Source organism: Enterobacter sp. 198, assembly GCF_009025585.1.
GTDB classification, from domain to species: Bacteria; Pseudomonadota; Gammaproteobacteria; order Enterobacterales; family Enterobacteriaceae; genus Enterobacter; species Enterobacter ludwigii.
Window position 1 is genome coordinate 17,994 of sequence record NZ_WCIM01000022.1, and the last position, 25,608, is coordinate 43,601.

A 25,608-nucleotide genomic window follows, 5' to 3' on the forward strand; every position below is an offset into this window, starting at 1 on the left:
CCGACCATATGGAAAATCGGCGCTTCAAAGAAGCCCCGGTTCAGCCCACCATATTTGAAGGTGCGGATTATACCGCAGCTAAAAAAAGAGTGAACGAAACCAGTGACATTGCTGTGAGCAATATCTTTCCCTATGTGTGTTATCAGGACGCCAATCCTGACACCTGATTTTGCAGGTGCGTCGCCATTCTAGGACTGTGAATTTATACAGCAATGAGTGAGATGAAAATATGGAAAGCGCCTCGCAAAGTTTCGGTGCGGGCAGGCATAAAAAAACCGGGCAGTTGCCCGGTTTTTAAGACTAATGCTGGAAATTAGTGAGCCGCTTCCGGCTTGTGCTTCTGCGCACTCTGGAAATCGTACGTCAGCTCATTCTTCTCCTGGTCCAGCGCGACCGTCACCTGACCGCCGTCCACCAGCAAGCCAAACAGCAGCTCGTTCGCCAGCGGTTTCTTCAGGTTGTCCTGAATCACACGCGCCATTGGACGGGCCCCCATCGCACGGTCGTAGCCTTTCTCAGCCAGCCAGTTGCGGGCCTCCTGGCTTACTTCCAGCGACACGCCTTTCTGATCCAGCTGAACCTGCAGTTCGACGATGAACTTATCCACTACCTGATGGATAACCTCGGTAGAGAGGTGATCGAACCAGATAATGTTGTCCAGACGGTTACGGAACTCCGGCGTAAAGATCTTCTTGATCTCTTCCATCGCATCGGTGCTGTTATCCTGATGGATAAGGCCGATAGATTTGCGCTCCGTTTCACGCACACCGGCGTTGGTGGTCATTACCAGCACTACGTTGCGGAAGTCCGCCTTGCGCCCGTTGTTATCGGTCAGCGTCCCGTTGTCCATCACCTGCAGCAGGATGTTGAACACGTCCGGGTGCGCTTTCTCGATTTCATCGAGCAGCAGTACCGCGTGCGGATGCTTGATCACCGCGTCGGTTAACAGACCGCCCTGGTCAAAGCCCACATAGCCCGGAGGCGCACCAATCAAACGGCTGACGGTGTGACGCTCCATGTACTCGGACATATCAAAACGCAGCAGCTCAATGCCCAGCGCTTTGGAGAGTTGAACCGTTACCTCGGTTTTCCCCACACCGGTCGGACCGGCGAACAGGAAGGAACCGACAGGCTTATGTTCATGCCCCAGTCCGGCACGGGCCATCTTGATGGCTTCGGTTAACGCCTCAATGGCTTTATCCTGCCCAAAGACCAGCATTTTCAGGCGATTGCCAAGGGTGCGCAGCGTGTCACGGTCGCTCTGAGAAACGCTCTTCTCAGGGATACGCGCGATACGGGCCACCACGGTCTCGATATCCGCCACGTTAACGGTTTTCTTACGCTTGCTGGCTGGCATCAGACGCGCACGCGCCCCTGCCTCATCAATCACGTCAATGGCCTTATCCGGCAGATGACGATCGTTGATGTATTTCACCGCCAGCTCCACCGCCGCACGCACCGCTTTGGCGGTATAACGCACATCGTGGTGCGCTTCGTACTTCGGTTTCAGACCGTTGATGATCTGCACGGTTTCTTCAACAGAGGGTTCAGTCACATCGATTTTCTGGAAGCGACGCGCCAGGGCACGATCTTTCTCAAAGATGTTGCTGAACTCCTGATACGTTGTGGAGCCAATCACGCGGATCTTACCGCTGGAGAGCAGCGGTTTGATCAGGTTAGCGGCATCCACCTGGCCACCCGAGGCCGCACCGGCACCGATGATGGTGTGGATCTCATCGATAAACAGAATGCTGTTGGTGTCCTGCTCGAGCTGTTTCAAAAGCGCCTTAAAGCGTTTTTCAAAATCGCCGCGGTATTTAGTGCCCGCCAGCAGCGAGCCAATATCCAGCGAGTAGATGGTGCAATCGGCAATCACTTCCGGTACGTCACCCTGCACAATACGCCAGGCGAGACCCTCGGCAATCGCGGTTTTACCGACGCCGGATTCACCCACCAGCAGCGGGTTGTTCTTGCGGCGACGGCACAATACCTGGATCGCGCGCTCCAGCTCTTTATCGCGACCAATCAGCGGGTCGATACCGCCAACGCGAGCAAGCTGGTTGAGATTGGTGGTGAAGTTTTCCATACGATCCTCCCCGCCTGCTTGCTCTTCATTATTATTGACCTGATTGCTGGAATCCGATGCCTGGTTCGGCTCGTCTTTACGCGTTCCGTGAGAGATAAAGTTAACCACGTCGAGTCGGCTGACTTCGTGTTTGCGCAGCAGGTAGGCAGCCTGTGACTCCTGCTCGCTGAAGATGGCGACCAGCACATTTGCGCCCGTCACTTCGCTACGTCCGGAAGACTGGACGTGGAATACCGCACGCTGCAACACGCGCTGGAAGCTGAGCGTCGGCTGCGTGTCGCGCTCTTCTTCACTGGCTGGCAGCACCGGTGTGGTTTGTTCGATGAAGGCTTCGAGTTCCTGACGTAGCGCCACCAGATCCACGGAGCAGGCTTCCAGCGCTTCGCGGGCAGATGGGTTGCTAAGCAGTGCGAGCAGTAAATGCTCGACGGTCATAAACTCATGTCGGTGCTCACGCGCTCTGGCGAAAGCCATATTTAAACTGAGTTCCAGTTCTTGATTGAGCATAGGCACCTCCCCCAAATTTTATGCCTTATCAGGCCTTTTCCAGCGTACACAGCAACGGATGCTCGTTCTCCCTCGCATAATCGTTCACCATCGCGACTTTGGTCTCCGCCACTTCGGCGGTAAAGATGCCGCAGATAGCTTTGCCACGATAATGAACGGTAAGCATCAGTTGCGTTGCACGTTCTACATCATAAGAAAAGAACTTTTGTAGCACGTCAATAACAAATTCCATCGGCGTGTAATCATCGTTCATTAACATAACTTTATACATAGATGGCGGTTTTAGCGCGTCACGCACTTTATCTTCCGCCAGCTGGTCAAAATCCAGCCAGTCGTTGGTCTTACCCATTTTGCATAACCACTTTGAATCTACCTCAGATGTTAGATAACAATCATCTATTACTGTCATCCGCGATGTCTGTCACAAACTGTTGCAATAGCGTTAACTGCTTCAAACTTTGGTTGATTATTGTCCCATCTCAAGCGCCAAACGCTTGACGACTTCTTTCGTTTCTCTAAATTGTACAAGCGTGAGATGGCGAGGTTTTGAACAGCCCCCACTCCACCACCGGTTCATTCCATCTTAACTTATAAGATTTACGAAGGATGTCGAAGCATGGAAATGGGTACTGTTAAGTGGTTCAACAACGCCAAAGGGTTTGGCTTCATCTGCCCCGAAGGCGGCGGCGAGGATATCTTCGCTCACTATTCCACCATTCAGATGGATGGTTACAGAACGCTCAAAGCCGGGCAGTCCGTCCGGTTCGATGTACACCAGGGACCCAAAGGCAATCATGCAAGCCTGATCGTACCCATTGAAGCAGAAACGGTCGCATAGCTCTCTGTTTTATTGTGTACATCCCGCCGTCAAAATGCCAGCCCGATCGGCTGGCATTTTTATTTTCAGCCTATTCGCGAGCCAACGCATCCACAGGATCCAGACGCGCCGCATTGCGGGCAGGCAGCCAGCCAAACAAAATGCCGGTAAAAGTCGAACACAAAAATGCGGTAAGAATGGCCACCGGCGAGAAACCAATCTCCCAGCCGGGTAAAAAAAGCTGCAGAGCAAACGCGATCATCATCGACAGCGCAATGCCCATCGCGCCGCCCACCAGACACACCAGCACCGCTTCAATCAAAAATTGCTGCAGCACATCGCTGGCTCTGGCACCGACTGCCATGCGGATGCCAATCTCCCGGGTACGTTCCGTGACCGATACCAGCATGATATTCATCACCCCGATACCGCCGACCACCAGCGAGATCACCGCCACCAGCGTCAGGAACAGCTGAAGAGTACGTGTGGTCTTTTCCGCCGTTTTCAAGAGACCGTCCATATTCCAGGTGAAGAAATCTTTCTTCCCGTGACGCAACGTCAGCAGCCGTTCCAGCTGTTGCTCGGCCTGCGCGCTGTCGTAGCCCTCCTTCACGCGAACGGTGATGGAGTTCAGCCAGGACTGCCCCATAATCCGCCCGGAGATGGTGGTATAGGGCAGCCAGACGCGCAGGATCTTGCTGCTGCCAAACATCGACTGTTTCTCTTCCGCCACGCCAATCACCGTCGCAGGCATGTTTCCGACCAGGATAACCTCGCCCACCACGTTGGTTTTATTGGGGAAGAGCTGCCGGCGCGAGTTGGCGTCAAGCACCACCACCTGCGCCCGGCCCGCTAACTGCTCGGCGTTGAAGGTGGCACCTTCGCTGAAGGTCATGCCATAGACGTTAAAGTAATCGCCGCTGACGCCGTTGGCGCTGGCAGCAACGTCAACATTGCCTACCCGCAGACGGAGGTTTTGTGAGACCGCCGGCGTGGCCGAATTCACCCACGGCTGCTTCTGGATAGCCGCCAGATCGTCATACTTCAGCGCCTGCTGATACTGCGGCTCGTCATCGCCAAAATCTTTGCCGGGATAGACATCAATGGTGTTGGTCCCGATGGCCCGAATATCCGCCAGCACCAGCTGTTTGGCCGCGTCGCCCACGACCACAATCGATACCACCGAGGCGATACCAATGATGATACCCAGCATGGTCAACAGGGTGCGCATTTTATTGGCGGCCATCGCCAGCCAGGCCATGGTCAGCGCCTCACGAAACCCGCTGGAAAATTGTCCCCAACCGGTTGACGCCGGCAGGACTTCTTTCGGCGCCGCCGCCCGGGCGTGACGCGCCGGCGGGTTGCTGACCAGCTCTCCGTCGCGGATCTCAATGATGCGCTCGGCCTGCGCAGCCACCTGCGGATCGTGGGTAACGATGATGATCGTATGCCCCTGATCACGAAGCTGGTGAAGGATCGCCATCACCTCTTCACCCGAATGGCTGTCGAGCGCCCCGGTCGGTTCATCTGCGAGGATCACCTGACCGCCGTTCATCAGCGCGCGTGCGATACTGACACGCTGCTGCTGGCCGCCGGAGAGCTGCGAGGGCTGGTACTCCACCCGTTCCGCCAGCCCCAGACGCGTCAGCAGCATCTGGGCGCGCTCAAGGCGTTTTTTCCGCTCGACGCCGGCATAGACCGCCGGCACTTCGACGTTCTGCGCCGCCGTCAGGTGAGAGAGCAGATGGTAACGCTGGAAGATAAAACCGAAATGTTCCCGCCGCAGTTTTGCCAGCGCGTCACCGTCCAGCGTGGAAACATCCATACCGGCCACCCGATAGGTGCCGCTGGTGGGTCTGTCCAGACAGCCGAGAATATTCATCAGCGTCGATTTACCGGAGCCGGACGCACCGACAATCGCCACCATCTCGCCCGCTTCGACGCGCAGGGTGATCCCCTTCAGCACCTCAACCGGGCCATCACCCGACGGATAGCTGCGACGAATGTCATTCAGCTCTAGCAACGCCGTCATTTAGCGGCTCCGGGCAGGCTTTCGCTGGTAACAACCTCCTCACCCTCTTCCAGCCCTTTGACCACCACCACGTCGGTGTCATTACGTGCACCAATGACCACTTCTCGCTCACGCGTTTCGCCGTTGCGCAGCACTTTCACTTTATAGCGGCTCTCGCCGGTGGATTCACCCAGCGCAGAGAGAGGAATGGTGAGCACATTTTTCACGCCGGTAAGCTGAATGTGCACCTGTGCGGTCATGTCCAGACGCAACACGCCCTGCGGGTTAGGCACCTCGAAGCGCGCATAGTAGAAGATGGCATCGTTCACTTTTTCCGGCGTCGGCAGAATGTCTTTTAGCGCGCCTTCATAGCGCGTCTGAGGATCGCCGAGGACGGTAAACCAGGCTTTCTGCCCCGGCTTCAGATGAATAACATCCGCCTCTGAGACCTGGGCTTTCACCAGCATGGTGCTCATGTCCGCCAGGGTCAGAATGTTGGGCGCCTGCTGCGCCGCAATCACCGTTTGCCCCTGCAGCGTGGTAATTTGAGTCACTTCCCCGGCCATGGGCGCCACAATCTGCGTATAGTCGAGGTTGGTTTTGGCCGTATCCAGCGAGGCCTGGTTGCGCTTGATCTGCGCATCGATAGTCCCGATCTGCGCCTGCTTAACCGCCAGCTCGGTGGCAGCCGTGTCTAAATCTTGTTTCGAGATGGCCTGCGTTTTGGCCAGCGCCTGCTGACGCGTTAACGTTACCTGGGCCAGGTTGCGCTCAGCCTGCGCCTGTGCACGCTGGGCACGCAGTTCCATGAGCGTGGCTTCCACCTCACGGATCTGGTTTTGCGCCTGCTCAGGATCGATAACGCCCAGCAGCTGGCCTTTTTTCACCTTGTCGCCAATCTCAACCGACAGCGTTTTCAACTGACCGCTTACCTGTGCACCCACGTCAACCTTGCGCAGGGCATCCAGTTTTCCCGTCGCCAGCACGTTTTGCTGCAGCTCGCCCGGACGGACAATCAGTGTTTGATACTGTGGTACAGGGGCATTCAGGATCTGCCATAGCCAGAACCCTCCCCCGATAACAATTACCGCCAGCAGCAGAAACCACGTTCTGCGTTTTCCCTTGAGGTTCATAAATATTCCAAATAAATGTTCTGGCAATTATAAACGTTGATTCTATCTAAACGACTCCTCAACGAAACCCCCGCGCACCGAAATCGCCTCAATTTGTTGATGAGTTATTGAAATTTCGCCTGCTGAAATAGAACCCTTCCTTCAGAAGCAGGATCTAACATGTCTTCCATCGTCGATACACTTATTTCTCATCAGCACCAGCCTAAATCCGGCTGGCAGCTCTTCAATAATCTGGCCTTCGGGAAGATCACTCCGGGGCTGGCATGGCAAAACCCCGCTTATCGACGTAAGTTCATGCTCCGTTCGCTGATGACACCGTTCAGCACCACGCGTCTGCTGTCAGAGCTGGCAAAGCAGCCGCGCCTGATGCAAATGTTGCAGGTGCAGCCGGGGCTACCGTGCCGCCTGCATCGCCCGTGGTTAACGGTGGACATGGATCGCCGACAGGCGCTGGAATCGCTGACCTGGCACTACCAGACCATGACGCGCCAGCTTCCGGCAACGCTGGTCAAGGGTTACCTTTCACCGCAGGGGGCAACCCTGCTGACGCTGACCGGAAAAGACGAACAGCAGTTTACTGTGCGCCTGTGCGCCGACGCCTTCATGGATAAAGAGGGTGAAGCCACCCTCGTCTTTTGTAACCATCAGAATACCGTGCTGGCGGAAATGACCTTCACGCTGTGCCCGTTTGAAGGAAAAACAACGCTGTTCATCGGCGGCCTGCAGGGGGCAAAAGCACACGTTCCACATGAACTGATCCAGGGGGCGACCAAAGCGTGTCACGGCCTGTTCCCGAAACGCCTGCTGGTTGAAACGGCAATGACGCTTGGCGCAGCTTTCCCGGTTGAGCATATTGTCGCGGTGAGTAACGCCACGCATATCTACCGCAGCTGGCGTTACCGCAAGAAAAAAGAGGGAAAACTGCTGGCCGATTATGACAGCTTCTGGCTCTCCCTCGGCGGGCAAAAACAGGATAACGGCCACTTCATGCTGCCGCTCGCCATGCCCCGTAAGCCGATGGACGAGATTGCGAGCAAAAAGCGCGCTGAGTACCGCCGCCGCTATGCGTTACTGGACAGCCTGACGCAACACGTCACGCAGGCGACCCGCGCTTAATCCGCTTTCCCGCGTGCCAGCCACAGCACGCGGGAGAACATCTTGCGCAGCAGCGTCGGCACGGACTCCACGCCACGTCTCCCCGCTTCCGTCGCCACCTCAATCGCTAAATCAGGTTTTGATGAGCGGTGGATGGCTTTGGCAATCACGCGCCGCATGTTCATTGGCACATCCACCGGCACCATCGCAATCCGGTGGAACACGTCGTCGAACCCCTGACGGTACATAAAGTGCTCCATGTCCATGGTCGGCAGCATGGTTAGGTGGTCGCGCTCTTCTTCGCGCTCATTATTCAGCAGGCCACGCACGGTCGCGGCATATTTTTTTCCCGCCTCGTCACCATCCACCAGCACATGCCATTCAATGCCCATCCGCCGGGCGAATTTGATCAGCGGCTTGATCCCCGACTGGGCAAATTCGATGACCTTGATACCTTCGGCATCAAAATGGTGGCCGCACTGACGCGCCAGTTCGTTGATAACCCAGGTTTCCGTTTCTCCCTCAACCAGCAGCCAGCAGCGGGCGAACAGCGACGACGCACGATTAAAGCGGATGTGGAACGAGATACGACGTCCCTCTTCCGCGTTCATCCCGCCCGGCCCGAGGCGATAGGCGGTGACGCGGGAAGACTCACGTACCAGACGGCAGACGTGCTCGACCGGGGTCAGGGACAATAACTCGCCGGAATTGGTGGTGGTCACGCGCTGCAGCGGCAGCAGATTCAACAGGTGCCACGCCACCGAGAGCATGATCGGGTGCAGGCGCGTTTCCGGGTCTTCCACCAGCAGCAGCGGGCGGGCGTCACGGTCGAGACGAACGGTGCCCTTGGCCTGCAGTAGCGTCGAAAACAGCCCCAGCAAAATCACCCGATGGGTACGGCCACCGGGCCTGTCAATCATCCGGTTTATGATATCGAGGTAGCGCCAGCTGCGTTGTTCATCGTGAGAGCGGCGGCGCATCAGACGATGGCGCGACTCCGACGTCCCCTGCTCGGAAAAATAGTGTTCCAGCAGTTGTACCATTGCTGACAACCCCTGGCGGATTTGACCATCGGTCAGATTTTGCGGACGCGCCACCAGCTCTCGCGCCAGGAAATCCAGCTCGCGGGCGGTCACTTCCACTTCCGGCATATTCGGTACGGTGCCGTTGCGGATCCGCCGCATAAAACGCGCATCACGCAGGCGCAACACCGGCATCAGGCGAATCAGGTGGCGAGCCAGGTCGTCGATGTCATCCAGCGGAATAGGGTTGGCTTTCTCATCGAGGAAATCACGCAGGGTTAATACGCCCTCGTTTTCTGCCATCTCACCTTCCAGCCGGTAGAAAATCCGGTGGAAACCGTCGTCGCACGGGACCCAGCAGGGTGATAACGGCCGGAAGCGACGCACGCGGTGACGCCCCGGCTCGGATTCGCGGAACGTCAGAATAATGTGCAGGTGTTTTTCGCGGCCATTCACATCGCCGGGAGGAAACCAGAAATCATCATGGGCAAAGTGATACAGATCGTCTTCGGGCGAAAGCAGCAGCGTCAGCGCATCCAGAAGGCTGGACTTACCCCACGCGTTCTCACCGATCAGGACGTTGTTCTGCTCAAGCTGCAGCGACAGGCGGTTAATACCGCGGAACCCAACAATTTCCACACGTTCGAGAAGCATAAATCCCCCGCGAGATGATCACTTTTTCCTTTAAGTTATCAGCAGTATAGCGGCAGGAACTTTGACACGACAGCACAACCTTCGTGCTGCAGAGAATTGGTCTATGCTCTATTTACCGTCGATTTGAACAAGGAATGACATCACGTTGCCATAAATCAAATTAACCGAATTAATTTTAGTGGCGAAGGGATGTTTTTGTTTTTAAAATAATGGCTCTTTGAGTCGTCATCCCTTTTTTGACGATATCCCGCACGCAGGAACGCGTGTGAAGTTTATTATTGAGGTGGTTATGTTTAGAAAATTAGCAGCAGAATGCTTTGGTACATTCTGGCTGGTGTTTGGTGGCTGCGGTAGCGCCGTTCTGGCAGCAGCATTTCCGGAATTAGGTATTGGTTTTGTCGGCGTTGCGCTGGCATTCGGTTTAACCGTATTAACCATGGCGTTTGCCGTGGGTCATATTTCCGGTGGTCATTTTAACCCGGCGGTGACATTAGGTTTATGGGCGGGCGGTCGTTTCCCTGCTAAAGAAGTCATTGGTTATATTGTGGCCCAGGTTGTTGGCGGGATTATTGCTGCAGCGGTTCTGTACGTTATTGCCAGCGGTAAAGCCGGCTTTGACGCCGCCGCAAGCGGCTTCGCCTCAAACGGTTTCGGCGAACACTCCCCTGGCGGTTACTCCATGCTCTCTGCCATCGTGATTGAAATTGTGCTGACCGCAGGCTTCCTGCTGGTGATCCACGGCGCAACCGACAAACACGCCCCGGCGGGCTTTGCACCTATTGCCATTGGTCTGGCGCTGACGCTTATCCACCTGATCTCTATTCCGGTCACCAATACCTCCGTAAACCCGGCGCGCAGTACTGCCGTCGCTATTTTCCAGGGCGGCTGGGCGCTTGAGCAGCTGTGGCTGTTCTGGGTAATGCCAATCATCGGCGGTATTCTGGGCGGCGTGCTGTATCGCACCCTGCTGGAAAAACGCGATTAATTGCGTGTGCAGTCGGGTAGCACTTACGCTTACCCGACCTGCATGACAACACTCAGGCCGGGTCAGGCGTTGCTGCCACCCGGCTTTTTTGTTGCTCCTTTACCTGACAACGTTTATTGGGTAGTGTCTCTGGCGCTTAACAGATATTCACAAGGACCCGTTGTTCATGTTTTCAGGACTCCTCATCATTCTGCTGCCTCTGATTGTGGGCTACCTTATCCCGCTGCATCGCGAATCCGCGTTACGGCTTATCAACCGTTTTCTGAGCTGGATTGTCTACGTCATTCTTTTCTTTATGGGGATAAGCCTGGCGTTTCTGGATAATCTGGCCACCAATCTGCTGGCGATCCTGCATTATTCTGTCGTCACCTGCGCCGTTATTTTGCTGTGCAATATTGCCGCACTTTTCTGGCTTGAACGCACTATTCCGTGGAAAAATCACCACCATCAGGAAAAACTGCCGTCACGAATTGCAATGGCGCTAGAATCTTTAAAATTATGCGGCGTCGTGGTGCTGGGTTTTGTTCTTGGGCTTAGCGGATGGAATTTTTTACAGCACGCGACGGAAGCCAGTGAATATACCCTCATTTTCCTGCTGTTCCTTATCGGTATTCAGCTGCGAAATAATGGCATGACGTTGAAACAGATTGTCCTTAATCGCCGTGGAATGATCGTCGCGGTTATCGTCGTCATTAGCTCACTGGTGGCGGGCGTGATTAACGCTTTTATTCTCGGCCTGCCGTTAAAAACCGGTCTGGCAATGGCCTCCGGATTTGGCTGGTATTCCCTTTCCGGTATTCTGCTGACCGAATCGTTCGGTCCGGTCATCGGGAGCGCCGCCTTCTTTAACGACCTGGCGCGAGAATTAATTGCCATTATGCTGATCCCGGGCCTGGTGCGCCGCAGTCGCTCGACCGCACTGGGTCTGTGTGGCGCCACGTCGATGGACTTTACCCTGCCGGTTCTGCAGCGTTCAGGTGGGCTGGAGATGGTGCCTGCCGCCATCGTACACGGCTTTATTTTGAGCCTGCTGGTTCCCGTTCTGATGGCGTTTTTCTCCGCCTGATACTCCTCTGGCGGTAGACTTTCTGCCGCCAAAATTGCGCTAAATCAATCTCCCTCTATTTTGTAGAAGAAAGCCCTTTTCACCGTTCAGTCACAGGCATAACCTCAAACATGTATATCAAATATAACTTTAACAGGTGTGATTATGTTTTGTGTGCAATGTGAACAAACCATCCGTACCCCGGCAGGCAATGGCTGCTCTTATGCGCAAGGTATGTGCGGCAAAACCGCAGAAACATCAGACCTGCAGGATCTGCTGATTGCCGCCCTGCAAGGCCTTTCCGCATGGGCATTCAAGGCCCGCGAATATGGCATTATTGACCACTATGTAGACAGTTTCGCCCCCCGCGCCTTTTTCTCCACGCTGACTAACGTTAACTTTGATTCCCCGCGCATCGTCGGTTATGCCCGCGAAGCGATTGCGCTGCGTGAAGCGCTGAAAGCGCAGTGCCTGAGCGCCGATGCCAACGCACGGGTAGAAAACCCAATGGCAGACCTGCAGCTGGTGAGCGACGACCTGGGCGAGCTGCAGCGTCAGGCAGCAGAATTCACCCCCAACAAAGACAAAGCGGCGATTGGCGAGAACATTCTCGGCCTGCGTCTGCTCTGCCTGTACGGCCTGAAAGGGGCCGCGGCCTATATGGAACACGCGCACGTTCTGGGCCAGTACGATAACACTATCTATGCTCAGTACCACAAAATCATGGCGTGGCTGGGTACCTGGCCTGCCGAGATGAATCCGCTGCTCGAATGTTCAATGGAAATCGGCCAGATGAACTTCAACGTGATGCGTATTCTGGATGCCGGTGAAACCCGCACCTACGGCCACCCGACGCCGACGCAGGTTAACGTTAAAGCGACCGAAGGCAAGTGCATCCTGATCTCCGGCCATGACCTGAAAGACCTCTATAACCTGCTGAAGCAGACCGAAGGCACGGGCGTTAACGTCTATACCCACGGCGAAATGCTGCCCGCACACGGCTACCCGGAACTGCGTAAATTTAAACACCTGGTCGGGAACTACGGCAGCGGCTGGCAGAACCAGCAGGTTGAGTTCGCCCGTTTCCCGGGCCCCATCGTGATGACCTCTAACTGCATCATCGACCCCACCGTTGGCGCGTATGACGACCGCATCTGGACCCGAAGCATCGTTGGCTGGCCGGGTGTGAGCCACCTGGAAGGGGATGATTTCGGCCCGGTCATTGCCCAGGCGCAGCAGATGGGTGGCTTCCCGTACAGCGAAATCGAACATCTGATCACCGTCGGCTTTGGTCGTGAAACCCTGCTCGGTGCCGCGGATTCACTGATTGACCTCGTGAGCCGTGAAAAACTGCGCCATATCTTCCTGATTGGCGGCTGTGACGGCGCGCGCGGTGAGCGTAACTACTTCACCGATTTCGCCACCAGCGTACCGGAAGATTGCCTGATCCTGACGCTGGCGTGCGGTAAATACCGTTTCAACAAGCTGGACTTCGGCAACATCGAAGGTTTGCCACGTCTGGTCGATGCGGGTCAGTGTAACGATGCCTACTCTGCCATCATTCTGGCCGTCACGCTGGCGGAAAAACTGGGCTGCGGCGTCAACGATCTGCCGCTGTCGCTGGTGCTCTCCTGGTTTGAACAGAAAGCGATTGTCATCCTGCTGACCCTGCTCTCTCTCGGCGTGACCAACATTGTGACTGGCCCAACCGCACCCGGCTTCCTCACACCGGATCTGCTGGCCGTGCTGAACGAGAAGTTTGGTCTGCGTTCCGTGACCACCGTAGAAGAAGATATGCAGCAGCTGCTGAGCGCGTAAGGAGTTATTCATGACCATGCCAACCTCACAATGTCCGTGGCGGATGCAGGTTCATCACATCCATCAGGAGACGCCGGATGTGTGGACGCTGTCCCTGCTGTGCCATGACTACTATCCGTACCGTGCAGGTCAGTATGCGCTGGTCAGTGTCCGCAACTCAGCGGACACGCTGCGCGCCTACACGATCTCCTCAACGCCGGGCGTGAGCGAGTACATCACGCTCACTATCCGCCGTATCGATGATGGCGCAGGCTCGCAGTGGCTGACCCGGGACGTGAAGCGCGGGGATTACCTCTGGCTGTCGGACGCACACGGGGATTTCACCTGTGACGATAAAGCGGAAGATAAATTCCTGCTGCTGGCCGCCGGGTGCGGCGTCACGCCGATCATGTCAATGCGTCGCTGGCTGGCGAAAAACCGTCCGCAGGCAGATGTTCAGGTGATCTTCAGCGTGCGCTCGCCGGAAGATGTGATCTTTGCCGAAGAGTGGCGTAACTATCCGGTGACGCTGGTGGCGGAACATAACGCAACCCACGGTTTTGTCGCCGGACGTCTGAGCCGTGAACTGCTGCAAAGCGTCCCGGATCTCGCGGAACGTACCGTGATGACCTGTGGGCCGGCGCCGTATATGGATATCGTTGAGCAGGACGTGAAAGCACTGGGCGTGACCCGCTTCTTCAAAGAGCAGTTCTTCACCCCGGTGGCGGAAGCGGCAACCAGCGGAATTACGTTCACCAGACTGCAGCCTGCTCAGACTTTCTTTGGCCGGGTCGGCACCACGCTACTGGACGCGCTGGAAAGCAACAACGTGCCGGTGGTGGCAGCATGCCGTGCTGGTGTATGTGGCTGCTGCAAGACCAAAGTGGTCTCCGGTGAGTACACCGTGACGAGCACCATGACGCTGACCGAGGCAGAAATCGCCGACGGATACGTGCTGGCGTGCTCGTGTCATCCACAGGGCGATCTTGTGCTGGCGTAGCGAATGACGGGGGTAAGCGCTAGCGTTTACCCCCGGTTAGTACGCCTACCGCCAGACCGGCGCTTTCCCCAACGCAAAACGCCCAGCGCCTAAACATGCTACCGCCAGCGCACCGATAAAGAAGTACACCAGGCTCTCAATCGCCCAGGCACCTACCGCGTCCAGCGCAAAGGTTTCCCCCGTCCCGACCATCAGCCACGCCACAATCATGGTAAACGCCAGCACCAGTGCCGCCGGGCGCGTAAAAAGCCCCACGATAATCAGGACAGGCGCCACCACTTCGCCAATGAGCACGCCGTAGGCGATAAACCCCGGTAAGCCTTTTTCCACCAGCATGCCGCTGATGAACCCCACGCCACCCAATAACTTGTGTAAACCGTGAAAAAGCATCAGCCCACCGACGGCAAGTCGTAACAAGAGTTTGCCGGCATCGTCGCACGATAGCTTTTCATTAACAGCAATTAACAATGATTTAACCATTTGAAATGATTCCTGTTTTCATCTGTGTGATGACCAGATTATGCCGAATCATTGCGGGTGAAAAGCACCTTTTAATAAGGGGGAAAGCGCGGCAATACAGTGACTTTCTTCTAAGCTTGTAAGCGATATCACTTAAAGGAGATGGACACCCATGAAACAAACCGTGGCTGCATACATAGCAAAAACCCTCGAGCAGGCAGGCGTAAAGCGCATCTGGGGCGTAACCGGCGACTCCCTGAACGGGCTGAGCGATAGCCTCAATAAGATGAAGACCATTGAATGGATGCCAACCCGTCATGAAGAGGTTGCCGCCTTCGCGGCTGGGGCGGAAGCGCAGGTGACGGGTGAACTGGCCGTCTGCGCCGGATCGTGCGGACCGGGCAACCTTCACTTGATCAACGGCCTGTTTGACTGCCACCGCAATCACGTACCGGTCCTGGCGATTGCCGCGCACATCCCTTCTTCCGAAATCGGCAGCGGCTATTTTCAGGAGACGCATCCTCAGGAGCTGTTCCGTGAATGCAGCCACTATTGCGAATTAGTTTCCTCACCAGAACAAATCCCTCAGGTTCTGGCCATTGCAATGCGCAAAGCCGTGCTTAACCGCGGTGTTTCGGTGGTCGTTATTCCCGGTGACGTGGCGCTGAAGGCCGCGCCTGAAGGTGCCAGTTCGCACTGGTATCACGCCCCACAGCCTGTCATCACGCCGGCTGAAGAAGAGCTCAAAAAGCTCGCGCAGCTGCTGCGTTACTCCAGCAATATCGCCCTGATGTGCGGCAGTGGCTGTGCAGGCGCGCATAAAGAGCTGGTGGAATTTGCCGGCAAGTTAAAATCCCCGATTGTTCACGCCCTGCGCGGCAAAGAGCACGTCGAATATGACAATCCGTATGACGTGGGCATGACCGGACTGATCGGTTTTTCCAGCGGTTTCCACACCATGATGAATGCCGACACGCTGATCCTGCTCGGCACCCAGTTCCCGTACCGCGCGTTTTACCCGACGGATGCCAAAATCATTCAGATTGATATTAACCCGGGCAGTATTGGTGCCCACAGTAAAGTCGATATGGCGCTGGTAGGGGACATCAAATCCACCCTCGCCGCCCTGCTGCCGCTGGTGGAAGAAAAAACCGACCGGAAGTTCCTCGACAAAGCCCTCAGTGATTACCGCGATGCACGCAAAGGACTGGACGATCTTGCCAAACCGAGCGACAAAGCCATTCATCCCCAGTATCTGGCGCAGCAAATTAGCCATTTCGCGGACGACGACGCCATTTTTACCTGCGACGTGGGCACCCCGACCGTCTGGGCGGCACGCTATCTGAAGATGAACGGCAAACGCCGTCTGCTGGGGTCGTTCAACCACGGTTCGATGGCCAACGCCATGCCGCAGGCGCTGGGGGCCAAGGCCACCGCACCAGAGCGTCAGGTGGTGGCGATGTGCGGCGACGGCGGGTTCAGCATGCTGATGGGCGATTTCCTGTCGGTTGTGCAGATGAAGCTCCCGCTGAAAATCGTGGTCTTTAACAACAGCGTGCTGGGCTTTGTGGCGATGGAGATGAAGGCAGGTGGCTATCTGACGGACGGCACCGAGCTGCACGACACCAACTTCGCGCGCATCGCTGAAGCCTGCGGCATCACGGGTATTCGCGTAGAGAAAGCCTCAGAAGTCGATGAAGCCCTGCAGCGCGCCTTCTCCATCGACGGTCCGGTACTGGTGGACGTGGTGGTGGCGAAAGAAGAACTGGCGATCCCACCGCAGATTAAACTCGAGCAGGCCAAAGGATTCAGCCTCTATATGCTGCGCGCCATCATCAGCGGACGCGGTGATGAGGTAATCGAACTGGCAAAAACCAACTGGCTCAGGTAAAACATTTCACATAACCTCTTAAATTAAAGGGATGTGAAATGATTGATTTACGCAGTGATACCGTTACCCGTCCGGGTCGCGCCATGCTCGAAGAGATGATGGCCGCCCCGGTCGGGGACGACGTCTACGGTGACGATCCAACGGTGAATGCGCTGCAGCGTTATGCCGCCGAGCTAAGCGGTAAAGAGGCCGCCCTGTTTCTGCCATCCGGCACCCAGGCCAACCTGGTGGCGTTGCTCAGCCACTGCGAACGCGGTGAAGAGTATATTGCCGGTCAGGGCGCGCACAATTACCTGTACGAAGCAGGCGGTGCGGCGGTACTGGGCAGCATTCAGCCTCAGCCGATAGATACCGCCCCGGACGGCACCCTGCCGCTCGACAAGGTCGCGGCGAAAATCAAAGTCGATGATGTGCATTTCGCCCGCACCAGGCTGCTCAGTCTGGAAAACACCCACAACGGCAAAGTGCTGCCGCGCGAGTACCTGAAAGCAGCGTGGGAATTCACCCGCGAGCGCAAACTCGGGCTGCACGTGGACGGCGCGCGCATCTTTAACGCCGTGGTGGAGTATGGCTGCGAGCTGAAAGACATCGCGCAGTATTGCGATTCGTTCACTATTTGCCTGTCTAAAGGGCTGGGGACGCCCGTTGGCTCGCTGCTGGTGGGCAATGCGGACTACATCAAACGCGCGGTCCGCTGGCGTAAGATGACCGGCGGCGGGATGCGCCAGGCCGGTATTCTGGCGGCAGCCGGACTGTACGCCCTGAAAAACAACGTGGCCCGCCTGAAAGACGACCATGAAAACGCCGCGTGGATGGCCGTACAGCTACGCGAGATTGGTGCAGACGTTATGCGCCACGATACCAACATGCTGTTCATTCGCGTGGGCGAAGAGCACGCTGCCGCGCTGGGTGAGTTTATGAAAGCCCGTGGCGTGTTGATCAACGCCTCGCCGGTGGTACGCCTGGTTATGCACTTAGACGTTAATCGTCAGCAGCTGGCAGACGTGGTGAAACACTGGCAGGCGTTTTTACAGCGCTAAGGAGCAGAGCGTGCCGCAACGTATTCTGGTACTCGGTGCCAGTGGGTATATCGGTCAGCATCTCACCACTGCGTTAAGTCAGCAGGGGCACCAGGTGCTGGCCGTGGCACGCAACACGGAGCGTCTGCAAAAGCTGCACCTGCCCGGGGTGACCTGTCACAACGTCGATCTCAACTGGCCCACGACGCTGCCGGCGTTACTGGAACGGGTCGACACGCTTTACTACCTTGTTCACAGCATGGGCGAAGGGGGCGATTTTATCGCCCACGAGCGTCAGGTGGCGATGAACGTTCGCGACGCGCTGTTGCGCACACCGGTGAAGCAGGTGATTTTTTTAAGCTCGCTGCAGGCGCCTGCTAACGAGCAGTCCGATCATCTTCGCGCCCGTCAGCTCACGGCTGAAACCCTGCGCGGCGCCAATATTCCCGTCACCGAACTGCGGGCGGGGATCATCGTCGGGGCCGGCTCCGCCGCGTTCGAAGTGATGCGCGACATGGTGTACAACCTGCCGGTGCTTACCCCGCCGCGCTGGGTGCGATCGCGCACCACGCCGATTGCGCTGGAAAATTTACGCCATTATCTGGTGGCCCTGCTGGACCATCCGGCTGAGCAACACCGTGTGCTTGAGGCTGCCGGCCCGGAAGTGCTGAGCTACCAGCAACAGTTCGAACATTTTATGCGTGTCAGCGGCCGCCGACGCTGGCTGATCCCCATTCCCTTCCCTACCCGCTGGATCTCGGTGTGGTTTTTAACCGTCATTACGTCCGTGCCGCCGACGACCGCAAAAGCGCTGATCCAGGGGCTCAAACACGATCTGCTGGCCGACGATCGCGCGTTGCGTGCGCTGATCCCCCAGACGCTGATCCGTTTCGATGACGCGGTACGCAATACGCTCAAGGTAGAGGAACAGCTGATGAACTCCAGCGACTGGGGCTACGACGCCCAGGCGTTTGCCCGCTGGCGGCCTGAGTACGGTTACTTTCCTAAACAGGCGGGCTGCACGGTGAACACCCCAGCCAGTCTGGCGGACCTGTGGGAGGTGGTGAATCAGATTGGCGGCAAAGAACGCTATTTCTTCGGCAATATCCTCTGGCAAACCCGTGGCGCACTGGATCTGCTGGTAGGACACAGGCTGGCGAAAGGCCGTCCTGCGCACCCGTATCTTGCGGTAGGCGATACGGTTGACAGCTGGAAGGTAATTATCGTCGAGCCCGAAAAACAGCTGGCGCTGCTGTTTGGCATGAAAGCGCCCGGTCTGGGACGGTTGTGCTTTACGCTAAAAGACAAAGGCGACCATCGTGAACTGGACGTTCGTGCCTGGTGGCACCCGCACGGTATGCCGGGGCTTTTCTACTGGTTGTTGATGATCCCCGCTCACCTGTTTATCTTTCGCGGAATGGCGAAACGTATCGCGCAGCTGGCAGAACAAAAGACGAAAATAACTCAATAAAACTCTTTTTCTTTCACCTTTCCCATTGCAACCCGCCGTAATTCACGAAAGAATGCGCACGAAATTCTTTTTCAACACAGTGGATTGATATGAAGGTACTGGTTACCGGGGCGACCAGCGGCTTAGGCCGAAATGCGGTCGAGTTTCTGCGCAACAAAGGCATCAGCGTCAGGGCCACCGGTCGCAACGAAGCGATGGGTAAACTGCTGCAAAAAATGGGCGCAGAGTTTGTCCATGCCGACCTGACGGAGCTGGTCTCCTCTCAGGCCAAGGTAATGCTGGCCGGTATCGATACGCTGTGGCACTGCTCCAGTTTTACCTCCCCGTGGGGCACCCAGGAAGCTTTTGACCTCGCCAACGTGCGTGCCACCCGTCGTCTGGGTGAATGGGCCGTGGCCTGGGGCGTGCGTAACTTTATTCATATCTCCTCCCCGTCTCTCTATTTCGACTATCACCATCACCGCGACGTGCAGGAAGATTTTCGCCCGGCGCGCTTTGCCTGTGAGTTTGCCCGCAGTAAAGCGGCCAGCGAAGAGGTGATCGATCTGCTGGCGCAGTCGAACCCGCACACCCGTTTTACCGTATTGCGTCCTCAGAGCCTGTTCGGCCCGCATGACAAAGTGTTTATCCCGCGTCTGGCGCAGATGATGCACCACTACGGCAGCGTGCTGCTGCCCCGCGGTGGCGATGCGATGGTGGATATGACGTACTACGAAAATGCGGTCCACGCCATGTGGCTGGCAAGCCAGCCGGACTGCGATACCCTGATTTCCGGTCGCGCGTACAATATCACCAACGGTGAGCCCTGCACGCTGCGCAGCATCGTGCAAAGGTTGATTGACGAGTTGCAAATCGACTGCCGTATTCGTTCCGTGCCCTACCCGATGCTGGATATGATTGCCCGCAGTATGGAGCGTCTTGGGAGTAAATCGGCGAAAGAGCCTGCGTTGACGCACTACGGTGTGTCAAAGCTCAACTTTGATTTTACGCTGGATATCACCCGCGCAGAAAACGAACTGGGGTATAAGCCGATTGTCTCCCTGGATGAGGGGATTGTGCGTACTGCCGCCTGGCTGCGTGACCACGGTAAATTGCATCGCTAATTGAGTGCGCTCATCTCAGAGAACAGAGACGAAAACGGCAACCCGAAGGTTGCCGTTTTGTTTTACAGCGCCGTCCAGGCGTCTGACCACGCCAGACCCGCGCCTGGCTCGTAGTACGCCGGAGCATTGTTACACCAGCCGCTGTACGGGAACGGTTTGCACTGGAACAGTTTACCGTGGTTATTCACGATATCGCCTGCCTTGTACTTGCTGTTCGCGCTCCACGCGGCGTAAGCACCTGAGGTACCGTCGTTTTCAGACGGCGTCGTGGCTTTCGCTTTAACGTTCAGCAGATAGGAAGTGGTGCTGCTCAGCTCGCCATCGCTCACGGTCAGGCTGACTTCATACTGTTGAGCCGTCGCAGACTCGGGCGCGGTAAAGGTCACCACCGCCTTGTCTTCACCGGTGACCGTCTGGCCATCCTGTGAACGCCAGGTGTAGGTCAGCGTGTTGCCGTCCTGGTCAGTGGATCCTTCTGCGCTCAGGGATACCTGCGCGCCCGCTTCCACCGCACCGATTGGGCCCGCAATCTGCGCGACCGGTGCGTGGTTCACCACGGTCGGTTCTGCCGGCGTTTCGTCCGGAATCGGTGGCGGGGTTTCATCTTCCGATGGCGTCGGTGCCGGAGTGACCGGATGCTCGTCCGGCGTCACGGCGGAACCGTCATCGTTGATAATGTTGACGTTATAGAACTTCTTCACGCAGTTCGTGTAGTCACCCTCTTTAAAGGCGCTGAACGGCGTCTGATAACCGACCAGTTGGCAGGAATACGTTTTACCGTCTGGCGTATCGGCACTCCATCCCCAGTCCTGCTCCCAGTAAATCTTCAGCGCACCGGCGCCGCCTTCATCGAACTGCTTCATGTTGGCACAGCCGAGCACTTCATTTGCCGGGACAGGCACTTTCAGGTACTTCGCAAACTCTTTGTAGTACTTGATACGGTTTTCAGACTGGGCAATCTCAGTCGGGCCGCCACACTCTACGCCACCGTTAATGATCTGGGTGGTCACGCCGAAGCCCGGAACCAGGCCGTTGGCTTTGTCATGATCGTTTGGCTGCCAGGTGCCGTCGATAACCTGCAGCATGCTCGGTTTCGGCGGCTGCGGGTAGGCGAAGAAGAAGATGGCGCTTGCCAGGTTCAGCCAGGTGTCAGCCACCAGCTCCGGCTTGTCGAGCAGCGTGCGGACAGTGCCGAACATCGCTTCAGAGAACGGACCGTAGTTGTAGTTATAAGACAGCTGTTTTGCCCCACGGCCAAAGTAACTCACGAAATCGCCGTCTTTGTCTTTGCCGCACGGCCAGGTTTGTCCCTGCCAGATATCAGGATTACATTCGCCGTTGTAACCGCCTTTCTGCCCTTCGGTCCAGCCCATTTCGCGAACGTGAACCAGCGCCTGACGCCATTCGGCTTCCGGACGCCAGCTTTCGTGACCGCCGGTTTCCTGTGCGAAGTGGGCAAACATGGTGACCAGCTCTTTACGGCAGATGGCGTCGCTGTCACGGCCGTCGTTGTAGGTCTTACACAGCGCCGGGAATTTGCCCACCGCTTTGAGGAAGTTACTGTAGGTGTAGGACTGTGCTCGCATCGGGAAAAGGTATTCCCAGTCGCTGGCCTTCACAATGCCTTCAACGCGTTTAACGTTATCCGGGTTCGCTGCACGGCCTGGCTCAATCAGCTCAACCTGGGCATTATCCAGCGTACGAATGGTGTCTTTAACCGACGCCATCAGTGGAAAGTTAGTCAGTTCCTGTTCTTTCTTCGCCAGATCGCTGGCTTTCAGGGTGAACGGCTCGCTGGTGGTTGCCTGCAGCGTCGCAGCCTGTGCCATGAAAGGCGCAATGCATGCACCCGCAACGAGCACGCTCAGTAAGGTCCTTTTGGTCATTTCAACTCATCCTATATATAGCAACAAGGGTTAATGCAATCACGGTTTATGTATTATTCCCTTAATAAATAAACCAAAGAGTGCGGTAATTTTTCATTTTCTGAAGCGCACCTCTGGGTACGCTTCAAAAAACAAAAAGCAGAATTAATAAGAGGAACGAGGTTTTATCTCCTGATATTTCGCCCAGACCTTGCGGGCATAATTCATGCGCTTTGAATAATTCTCTTTTTTCACTCCCGCGTTATAAGCACCGACGGCTTCCCAGTTATAGCCATATACGTTGATCATCGTCGACAGTATTGATGCGCCCACCATAATGGAGGTGCAGGGCTCGGTCACAAGCCGGTTCTCGTCAATGCCCTGGTGCTGCAGCTCGCTGAAATGCGTGCTGTTAATCTGCATTAATCCCACATCCCGCGAGCCATCCTGATTCCACCCCACGGCATTCGGATTCATACCGGATTCCACCTGCGCAATGGCATATAATAAATACGGATCGACATGATAATAATGCGCCGCTTTATCCCAGCAATTTGCTGCCGCACTCTGACTTAAAATAAGCAATAACAATAAAAAGCGTTTCATCTCATTACCTGTTTATTTACTGACGATCCTTCTCCTTGCGCACGCTGTCTTATTCCGGAAGGGGTTGACCACACCCGAAACGGGGTGTGGTCAACGATTGCAGGCGATATCAAACCCGCAACCTCAGGCTAAGAAGGTTATTTGCAGTCTGCTGACGCGCCTTCTTTCACCCATACATCGCTGTTACCTGGTTTATCACCACGGGTCCACCATTTCGCACGGTAGACATACCCCTGGTAGGTGGTCGTATCGCCACCGTTGTAAACCACATCGGAACGCCAGTTCATCTTCACCTGGCTGACCAGCTCCCATGCATCCGCGTCAAAGCCAGGTTTATTGCCCTGTGTCCAGTACTTCGCTTTCCACACCAGGTTGTCGGCGCTCACGGTGTCACCACTGTTGTAGATTTTGCTCGCACTCCAGGCCGGGTACTGGCTGGCATTGGCATCAACAGGTGCATCACAGCTGCCGGTGGCAGAGCCTTCATCAGAAGGTGGCGTGACCTCATCGGCAGGTGGTGTCACCTCGTCAGATGGCGGCGTGACCTCATCGGCTGGTGGTGTCACCTCGTCAGATGGCGGCGTGACCTCATCGGCTGCTTTTGGCGTGACAATAACCTGCACGTTCGATTGAACGCTGGTTTTACCGTCGCTGACCACCACGCTCAGGGTGTAGGTGGAATCGGAAGCAACAGCCGGTGCGGTGATATTCACGTTCGCGGTGTCAGTTCCGGTTGCGTTCATGTCCGCCGGCACGCTCCAGGCATAGGTCAGCGCGTCACCATCCGGATCGGCTGCCTGCGCATGCAGGGCATAGGTTTCACCCGCCTGCAGCGTGATGCTTTCCATCGGGTTGACCACCGGTGCCTGGTTCGCTTTAGGTGCTTTGTTCACGACCTGAACATCAATGGCGTTCGTCAGGCCTTTCGCATCTTTCACCGTCAGGCGGAAGGAGAGCGTCTGGTTCTGAGTCACTGCCGCCGCGCCGAAGGAGGCTTTGGCTTTCGTGCTGTTGGTAAGGGTCACGGCTGGACCGGAAATCTGGGTCCACTTATAGGTAATGGCGTCGCCGTCCGGATCGCCAGACGCAGAGCCATCAAGGGTGACGGTAACAGGCCCGGTCACGGTCTGATCGGCAGCCGCAGCGATCGGCGCATGGTTGGTGACAACGGGATCAACCGGCGTTGAACCGCCGCCCAACAGGCTTTCGTTCATCGCATTGAGGATGTCGCCATTGTCCGAGTCGATGGACCAGGAGAACAGACCGCCCAGGTTTTTCGCCAGCACATACTTACCTTTTGCCGTGGTAGAACGCGCGTCTTCATAGGTAATCAGGTCGCCGGTGGCTTTATTGAACAGATACGGCGCTTCTGCCGCGGCATCGTATTTGTATTCCCAGCCTGGCTTGCCTTTGTACTCGTTCGCAATCTGACGGTAGTCAACCACGCCCGGTTCCCAGGTGCCTTTGACCGCGCCCGTTGCCGTACCGGTGAACGGATTGTCGCCGGTGTAGCCATGAACGCCGGTCCAGCCGCGACCGTACATGCCCGCCCCCACAACAATCTTGCCCGGCTGCACGCCCTGCTCCAGCAGCGCGTTCACGCCGTTTTCAGTGGTGTAGTTGGTGTCCGGTTTCCACTCCGCGCCGTGCAACGCCGCCTGGTGGCCGAGATCAGTGTTGCTCCAGCCGCCGTAGAAGTCGTAGCTCATCAGGAAGATGTGGTCGAGATACTGCTGCGCCGTGGTGTAATCCACGTCTTCAATTTTGTCTTTACCGGAACCAATGGCGGTGGTCAGTTCGTACGTACGGCCCGTTTCTGCTGACAGCTCGTTCAGCATCGCGCGCAGATCGTGCATCACCGCGGTATAGGTAGCTTTGTCCTGAGCAGGGTTGCCAAGATTTTCCGACACACCACCACCCCCTGGGAATTCCCAGTCAATATCGACCCCGTCGAAGAATTTCCAGGTTTTCAGGAACTCTTTCACGGAAGAGACGAAGCGCGCGCGGATCGCTGAATCATGCATCTGGAAGAACGGATCGGACATCGTCCAGCCGCCAATGGAAGGCAGCACTTTCAGATCCGGATGGGCTTTTTTCAGCGCCATCAACTGACCAAAGTTACCTTTGTAGGGGTCGTCCCAGTTGGTCACGCCGGCCTGCGGTTTTTGCAATGCCGCCCACGGATCGTGAATGGCCACGGTGTAATCCTGACGGCCCGCACAGGCGCGCTGCAGCGCGGCGAAGCTGTTGCCGTTCTCAACCGTTTTTAACCCGTCGTTGATGCCATCACCACCACAGATCGGAATGAAACCGTACAAAATGTGGTTCAGGTTCGCCGCAGGGATTTTATCCACCGGGAACTCACGCCCATAGACGCCCCACTCAGGGAAATAGGCACCCACCACTTTGTCCGTATGTTGAGAGAAAGTTTTGTTATTTTCCTTCAGGGTGGTGTTCAGCGGCAGCAGATGGCTCCCGTCCGTGTCCGCCACGATGATCAGTTTGCTGGCACTTTTAGAACACCCGCTGGCGTTACAGAGTTCAACCTGCTCCTGATAGCGTCCGCCCTTTTTCACTTTGAAGGTGGCTGATCCGGAGGCGCTTGCGGCGCCACTCCACACGGCCTGACCATCCAGAAGCACTTTCGCCGAGGTTGGCGCATCGCCGCTCCAGACGTTCCACTCAACTTTCACATCCGCGCCATCATGGACTTTCACAAGGCTGTTATAGTCTTGCGCTGCCTGGTCAACTTCAACAATCGCAAACTTATCATTGCCACTGCTGAGGGTTGGCGTACCTGGCGCCGCCGCGAAGGCAGAGCTGGACGCCGCTGCAACGAAAAGCGCCAGATATTTAGGCTTCATAAATTTCATTTTTATTTCCTGATAAATTTATTTGTAAACGTTAATGACCCATGTCTTCCTTTAAAACATGGAATAGTTTTTTACAGACTTTGAATTTCAACTTAAGCAATAATCGTTAACCGCTATTTCTGTGGCGCGCTGTATTCCTCCATTAAAAGATACAAGCTCGAATTCTGTG

General features: G+C 56.2%; 19 protein-coding genes. 10 read left to right on the forward strand and 9 right to left on the reverse strand.

Going from position 1 to position 25,608, the window contains the following annotated elements:
* Window positions 1-313 precede the first annotated feature (313 nt).
* Window positions 314-2,593, reverse strand: coding sequence for an ATP-dependent Clp protease ATP-binding subunit ClpA (gene clpA / locus F8561_RS12925; RefSeq protein ID WP_020884836.1), 2,280 nt, complete (start codon window positions 2,591-2,593; stop codon window positions 314-316).
* A gap of 28 nt (window positions 2,594-2,621) precedes the next feature.
* Window positions 2,622-2,942 (reverse strand): ATP-dependent Clp protease adapter ClpS, encoded by a 321-nt coding sequence (gene clpS / locus F8561_RS12930; protein ID WP_006174393.1) that lies wholly within the window; start codon window positions 2,940-2,942, stop codon window positions 2,622-2,624.
* A 267-nt stretch (window positions 2,943-3,209) separates the two neighbouring features.
* Between clpS and cspD the strand changes: the two genes are divergently transcribed.
* Entirely contained in the window at window positions 3,210-3,431 is a 222-nt protein-coding gene (gene cspD, locus F8561_RS12935; RefSeq protein WP_008499993.1) for a cold shock-like protein CspD, read from the forward strand.
* A 70-nt stretch (window positions 3,432-3,501) separates the two neighbouring features.
* Here the strand turns inward: cspD and macB are convergent, their stop codons facing one another.
* The gene (gene macB / locus F8561_RS12940; RefSeq protein ID WP_151887553.1) at window positions 3,502-5,442 is read right to left on the reverse strand and encodes a macrolide ABC transporter ATP-binding protein/permease MacB; all 1,941 of its coding nucleotides are present in this window, start codon (window positions 5,440-5,442) and stop codon (window positions 3,502-3,504) included.
* The gene (gene macA, locus F8561_RS12945) at window positions 5,439-6,554 is read right to left on the reverse strand and encodes a macrolide transporter subunit MacA (RefSeq protein ID WP_020884838.1); all 1,116 of its coding nucleotides are present in this window, start codon (window positions 6,552-6,554) and stop codon (window positions 5,439-5,441) included. Before macA ends, macB begins: the two co-directional genes overlap by 4 nt.
* Window positions 6,555-6,713: 159 nt before the next feature.
* On the opposite strand from macA, the gene F8561_RS12950 reads away from it, so the two are divergent.
* Window positions 6,714-7,670: a VirK/YbjX family protein gene (locus F8561_RS12950; protein ID WP_020884839.1), complete on the forward strand. Its 957-nt coding sequence runs from the start codon at window positions 6,714-6,716 to the stop codon at window positions 7,668-7,670.
* Here the strand turns inward: F8561_RS12950 and F8561_RS12955 are convergent.
* Window positions 7,667-9,325, reverse strand: a complete 1,659-nt coding sequence (locus F8561_RS12955) for an ATP-dependent endonuclease (protein ID WP_134178987.1) — start codon at window positions 9,323-9,325, stop codon at window positions 7,667-7,669. The two genes, F8561_RS12950 and F8561_RS12955, sit on opposite strands and share 4 nt — an antisense overlap.
* Window positions 9,326-9,614: 289 nt before the next feature.
* Here F8561_RS12955 and aqpZ point away from each other — a divergent pair, with 289 nt between their 5' ends.
* From aqpZ to hcr, 4 genes are all read left to right on the forward strand, one after another.
* Entirely contained in the window at window positions 9,615-10,310 is a 696-nt protein-coding gene (gene aqpZ / locus F8561_RS12960) for an aquaporin Z (RefSeq protein WP_025204573.1), read from the forward strand.
* Window positions 10,311-10,476: 166 nt separating this feature from the next.
* Window positions 10,477-11,376: a lysine exporter LysO family protein gene (locus F8561_RS12965; RefSeq protein ID WP_020884841.1), complete on the forward strand. Its 900-nt coding sequence runs from the start codon at window positions 10,477-10,479 to the stop codon at window positions 11,374-11,376.
* Between the two features lie 144 nt (window positions 11,377-11,520).
* Window positions 11,521-13,173: a hydroxylamine reductase gene (gene hcp, locus F8561_RS12970; protein ID WP_151887554.1), complete on the forward strand. Its 1,653-nt coding sequence runs from the start codon at window positions 11,521-11,523 to the stop codon at window positions 13,171-13,173.
* Window positions 13,174-13,183: 10 nt separating this feature from the next.
* Window positions 13,184-14,152 carry an NADH oxidoreductase gene (hcr, locus tag F8561_RS12975; RefSeq protein ID WP_047955294.1) on the forward strand — a complete coding sequence of 323 codons (969 nt, stop codon included), beginning with the start codon at window positions 13,184-13,186 and terminating at the stop codon, window positions 14,150-14,152.
* A 45-nt stretch (window positions 14,153-14,197) separates the two neighbouring features.
* Here hcr and F8561_RS12980 read toward each other — a convergent pair whose 3' ends face one another.
* Window positions 14,198-14,632, reverse strand: coding sequence for a DoxX family protein (locus F8561_RS12980; RefSeq protein WP_032677784.1), 435 nt, complete (start codon window positions 14,630-14,632; stop codon window positions 14,198-14,200).
* A gap of 151 nt (window positions 14,633-14,783) precedes the next feature.
* Here F8561_RS12980 and poxB point away from each other — a divergent pair, with 151 nt between their 5' ends.
* The 4 genes from poxB to F8561_RS13000 all read left to right on the forward strand — a co-directional run bounded on the left by poxB (window position 14,784) and on the right by F8561_RS13000 (window position 20,095).
* Window positions 14,784-16,502: a ubiquinone-dependent pyruvate dehydrogenase gene (poxB, locus tag F8561_RS12985; RefSeq protein ID WP_014169348.1), complete on the forward strand. Its 1,719-nt coding sequence runs from the start codon at window positions 14,784-14,786 to the stop codon at window positions 16,500-16,502.
* A 38-nt stretch (window positions 16,503-16,540) separates the two neighbouring features.
* The gene (gene ltaE, locus F8561_RS12990; RefSeq protein WP_151887555.1) at window positions 16,541-17,542 is read left to right on the forward strand and encodes a low-specificity L-threonine aldolase; all 1,002 of its coding nucleotides are present in this window, start codon (window positions 16,541-16,543) and stop codon (window positions 17,540-17,542) included.
* A gap of 10 nt (window positions 17,543-17,552) precedes the next feature.
* A complete protein-coding gene (locus F8561_RS12995) occupies window positions 17,553-18,992 on the forward strand; it encodes an SDR family oxidoreductase (protein ID WP_151887556.1) in 1,440 nt (479 codons plus the stop codon).
* Window positions 18,993-19,081: 89 nt separating this feature from the next.
* Window positions 19,082-20,095, forward strand: a complete 1,014-nt coding sequence (locus tag F8561_RS13000; protein WP_020884845.1) for an NAD-dependent epimerase/dehydratase family protein — start codon at window positions 19,082-19,084, stop codon at window positions 20,093-20,095.
* A gap of 62 nt (window positions 20,096-20,157) precedes the next feature.
* On the opposite strand, the gene F8561_RS13005 is transcribed toward F8561_RS13000, so the two are convergent.
* The 3 genes from F8561_RS13005 to F8561_RS13015 all read right to left on the reverse strand — a co-directional run bounded on the left by F8561_RS13005 (window position 20,158) and on the right by F8561_RS13015 (window position 25,439).
* On the reverse strand, window positions 20,158-21,981 hold the full coding sequence (locus F8561_RS13005) for a chitinase (RefSeq protein WP_151887557.1): 1,824 nt from the start codon (window positions 21,979-21,981) through the stop codon (window positions 20,158-20,160).
* Between the two features lie 144 nt (window positions 21,982-22,125).
* The gene (gene iagB, locus F8561_RS13010) at window positions 22,126-22,566 is read right to left on the reverse strand and encodes a type III secretion system invasion protein IagB (protein WP_044867092.1); all 441 of its coding nucleotides are present in this window, start codon (window positions 22,564-22,566) and stop codon (window positions 22,126-22,128) included.
* A 137-nt stretch (window positions 22,567-22,703) separates the two neighbouring features.
* Window positions 22,704-25,439, reverse strand: a complete 2,736-nt coding sequence (locus F8561_RS13015) for a glycosyl hydrolase family 18 protein (RefSeq protein ID WP_032681347.1) — start codon at window positions 25,437-25,439, stop codon at window positions 22,704-22,706.
* Window positions 25,440-25,608: the final 169 nt, after the last annotated feature.

Bases quoted from the DNA above. Each gene is read 5' to 3' on its own strand.
- clpA (WP_020884836.1), bottom strand. From the start codon at position 2,593: ATGCTCAATCAAGAACTGGAACTCAGTTTAAATATGGCTTTCGCCAGA.
- clpS (WP_006174393.1), bottom strand. From the start codon at position 2,942: ATGGGTAAGACCAACGACTGGCTGGATTTTGACCAGCTGGCGGAAGAT.
- cspD (WP_008499993.1), top strand. From the start codon at position 3,210: ATGGAAATGGGTACTGTTAAGTGGTTCAACAACGCCAAAGGGTTTGGC.
- macB (WP_151887553.1), bottom strand. From the start codon at position 5,442: ATGACGGCGTTGCTAGAGCTGAATGACATTCGTCGCAGCTATCCGTCG.
- macA (WP_020884838.1), bottom strand. From the start codon at position 6,554: ATGAACCTCAAGGGAAAACGCAGAACGTGGTTTCTGCTGCTGGCGGTA.
- F8561_RS12950 (WP_020884839.1), top strand. From the start codon at position 6,714: ATGTCTTCCATCGTCGATACACTTATTTCTCATCAGCACCAGCCTAAA.
- F8561_RS12955 (WP_134178987.1), bottom strand. From the start codon at position 9,325: ATGCTTCTCGAACGTGTGGAAATTGTTGGGTTCCGCGGTATTAACCGC.
- aqpZ (WP_025204573.1), top strand. From the start codon at position 9,615: ATGTTTAGAAAATTAGCAGCAGAATGCTTTGGTACATTCTGGCTGGTG.
- F8561_RS12965 (WP_020884841.1), top strand. From the start codon at position 10,477: ATGTTTTCAGGACTCCTCATCATTCTGCTGCCTCTGATTGTGGGCTAC.
- hcp (WP_151887554.1), top strand. From the start codon at position 11,521: ATGTTTTGTGTGCAATGTGAACAAACCATCCGTACCCCGGCAGGCAAT.
- hcr (WP_047955294.1), top strand. From the start codon at position 13,184: ATGACCATGCCAACCTCACAATGTCCGTGGCGGATGCAGGTTCATCAC.
- F8561_RS12980 (WP_032677784.1), bottom strand. From the start codon at position 14,632: ATGGTTAAATCATTGTTAATTGCTGTTAATGAAAAGCTATCGTGCGAC.
- poxB (WP_014169348.1), top strand. From the start codon at position 14,784: ATGAAACAAACCGTGGCTGCATACATAGCAAAAACCCTCGAGCAGGCA.
- ltaE (WP_151887555.1), top strand. From the start codon at position 16,541: ATGATTGATTTACGCAGTGATACCGTTACCCGTCCGGGTCGCGCCATG.
- F8561_RS13000 (WP_020884845.1), top strand. From the start codon at position 19,082: ATGAAGGTACTGGTTACCGGGGCGACCAGCGGCTTAGGCCGAAATGCG.
- F8561_RS13005 (WP_151887557.1), bottom strand. From the start codon at position 21,981: ATGACCAAAAGGACCTTACTGAGCGTGCTCGTTGCGGGTGCATGCATT.
- iagB (WP_044867092.1), bottom strand. From the start codon at position 22,566: ATGAAACGCTTTTTATTGTTATTGCTTATTTTAAGTCAGAGTGCGGCA.
- F8561_RS13015 (WP_032681347.1), bottom strand. From the start codon at position 25,439: ATGAAATTTATGAAGCCTAAATATCTGGCGCTTTTCGTTGCAGCGGCG.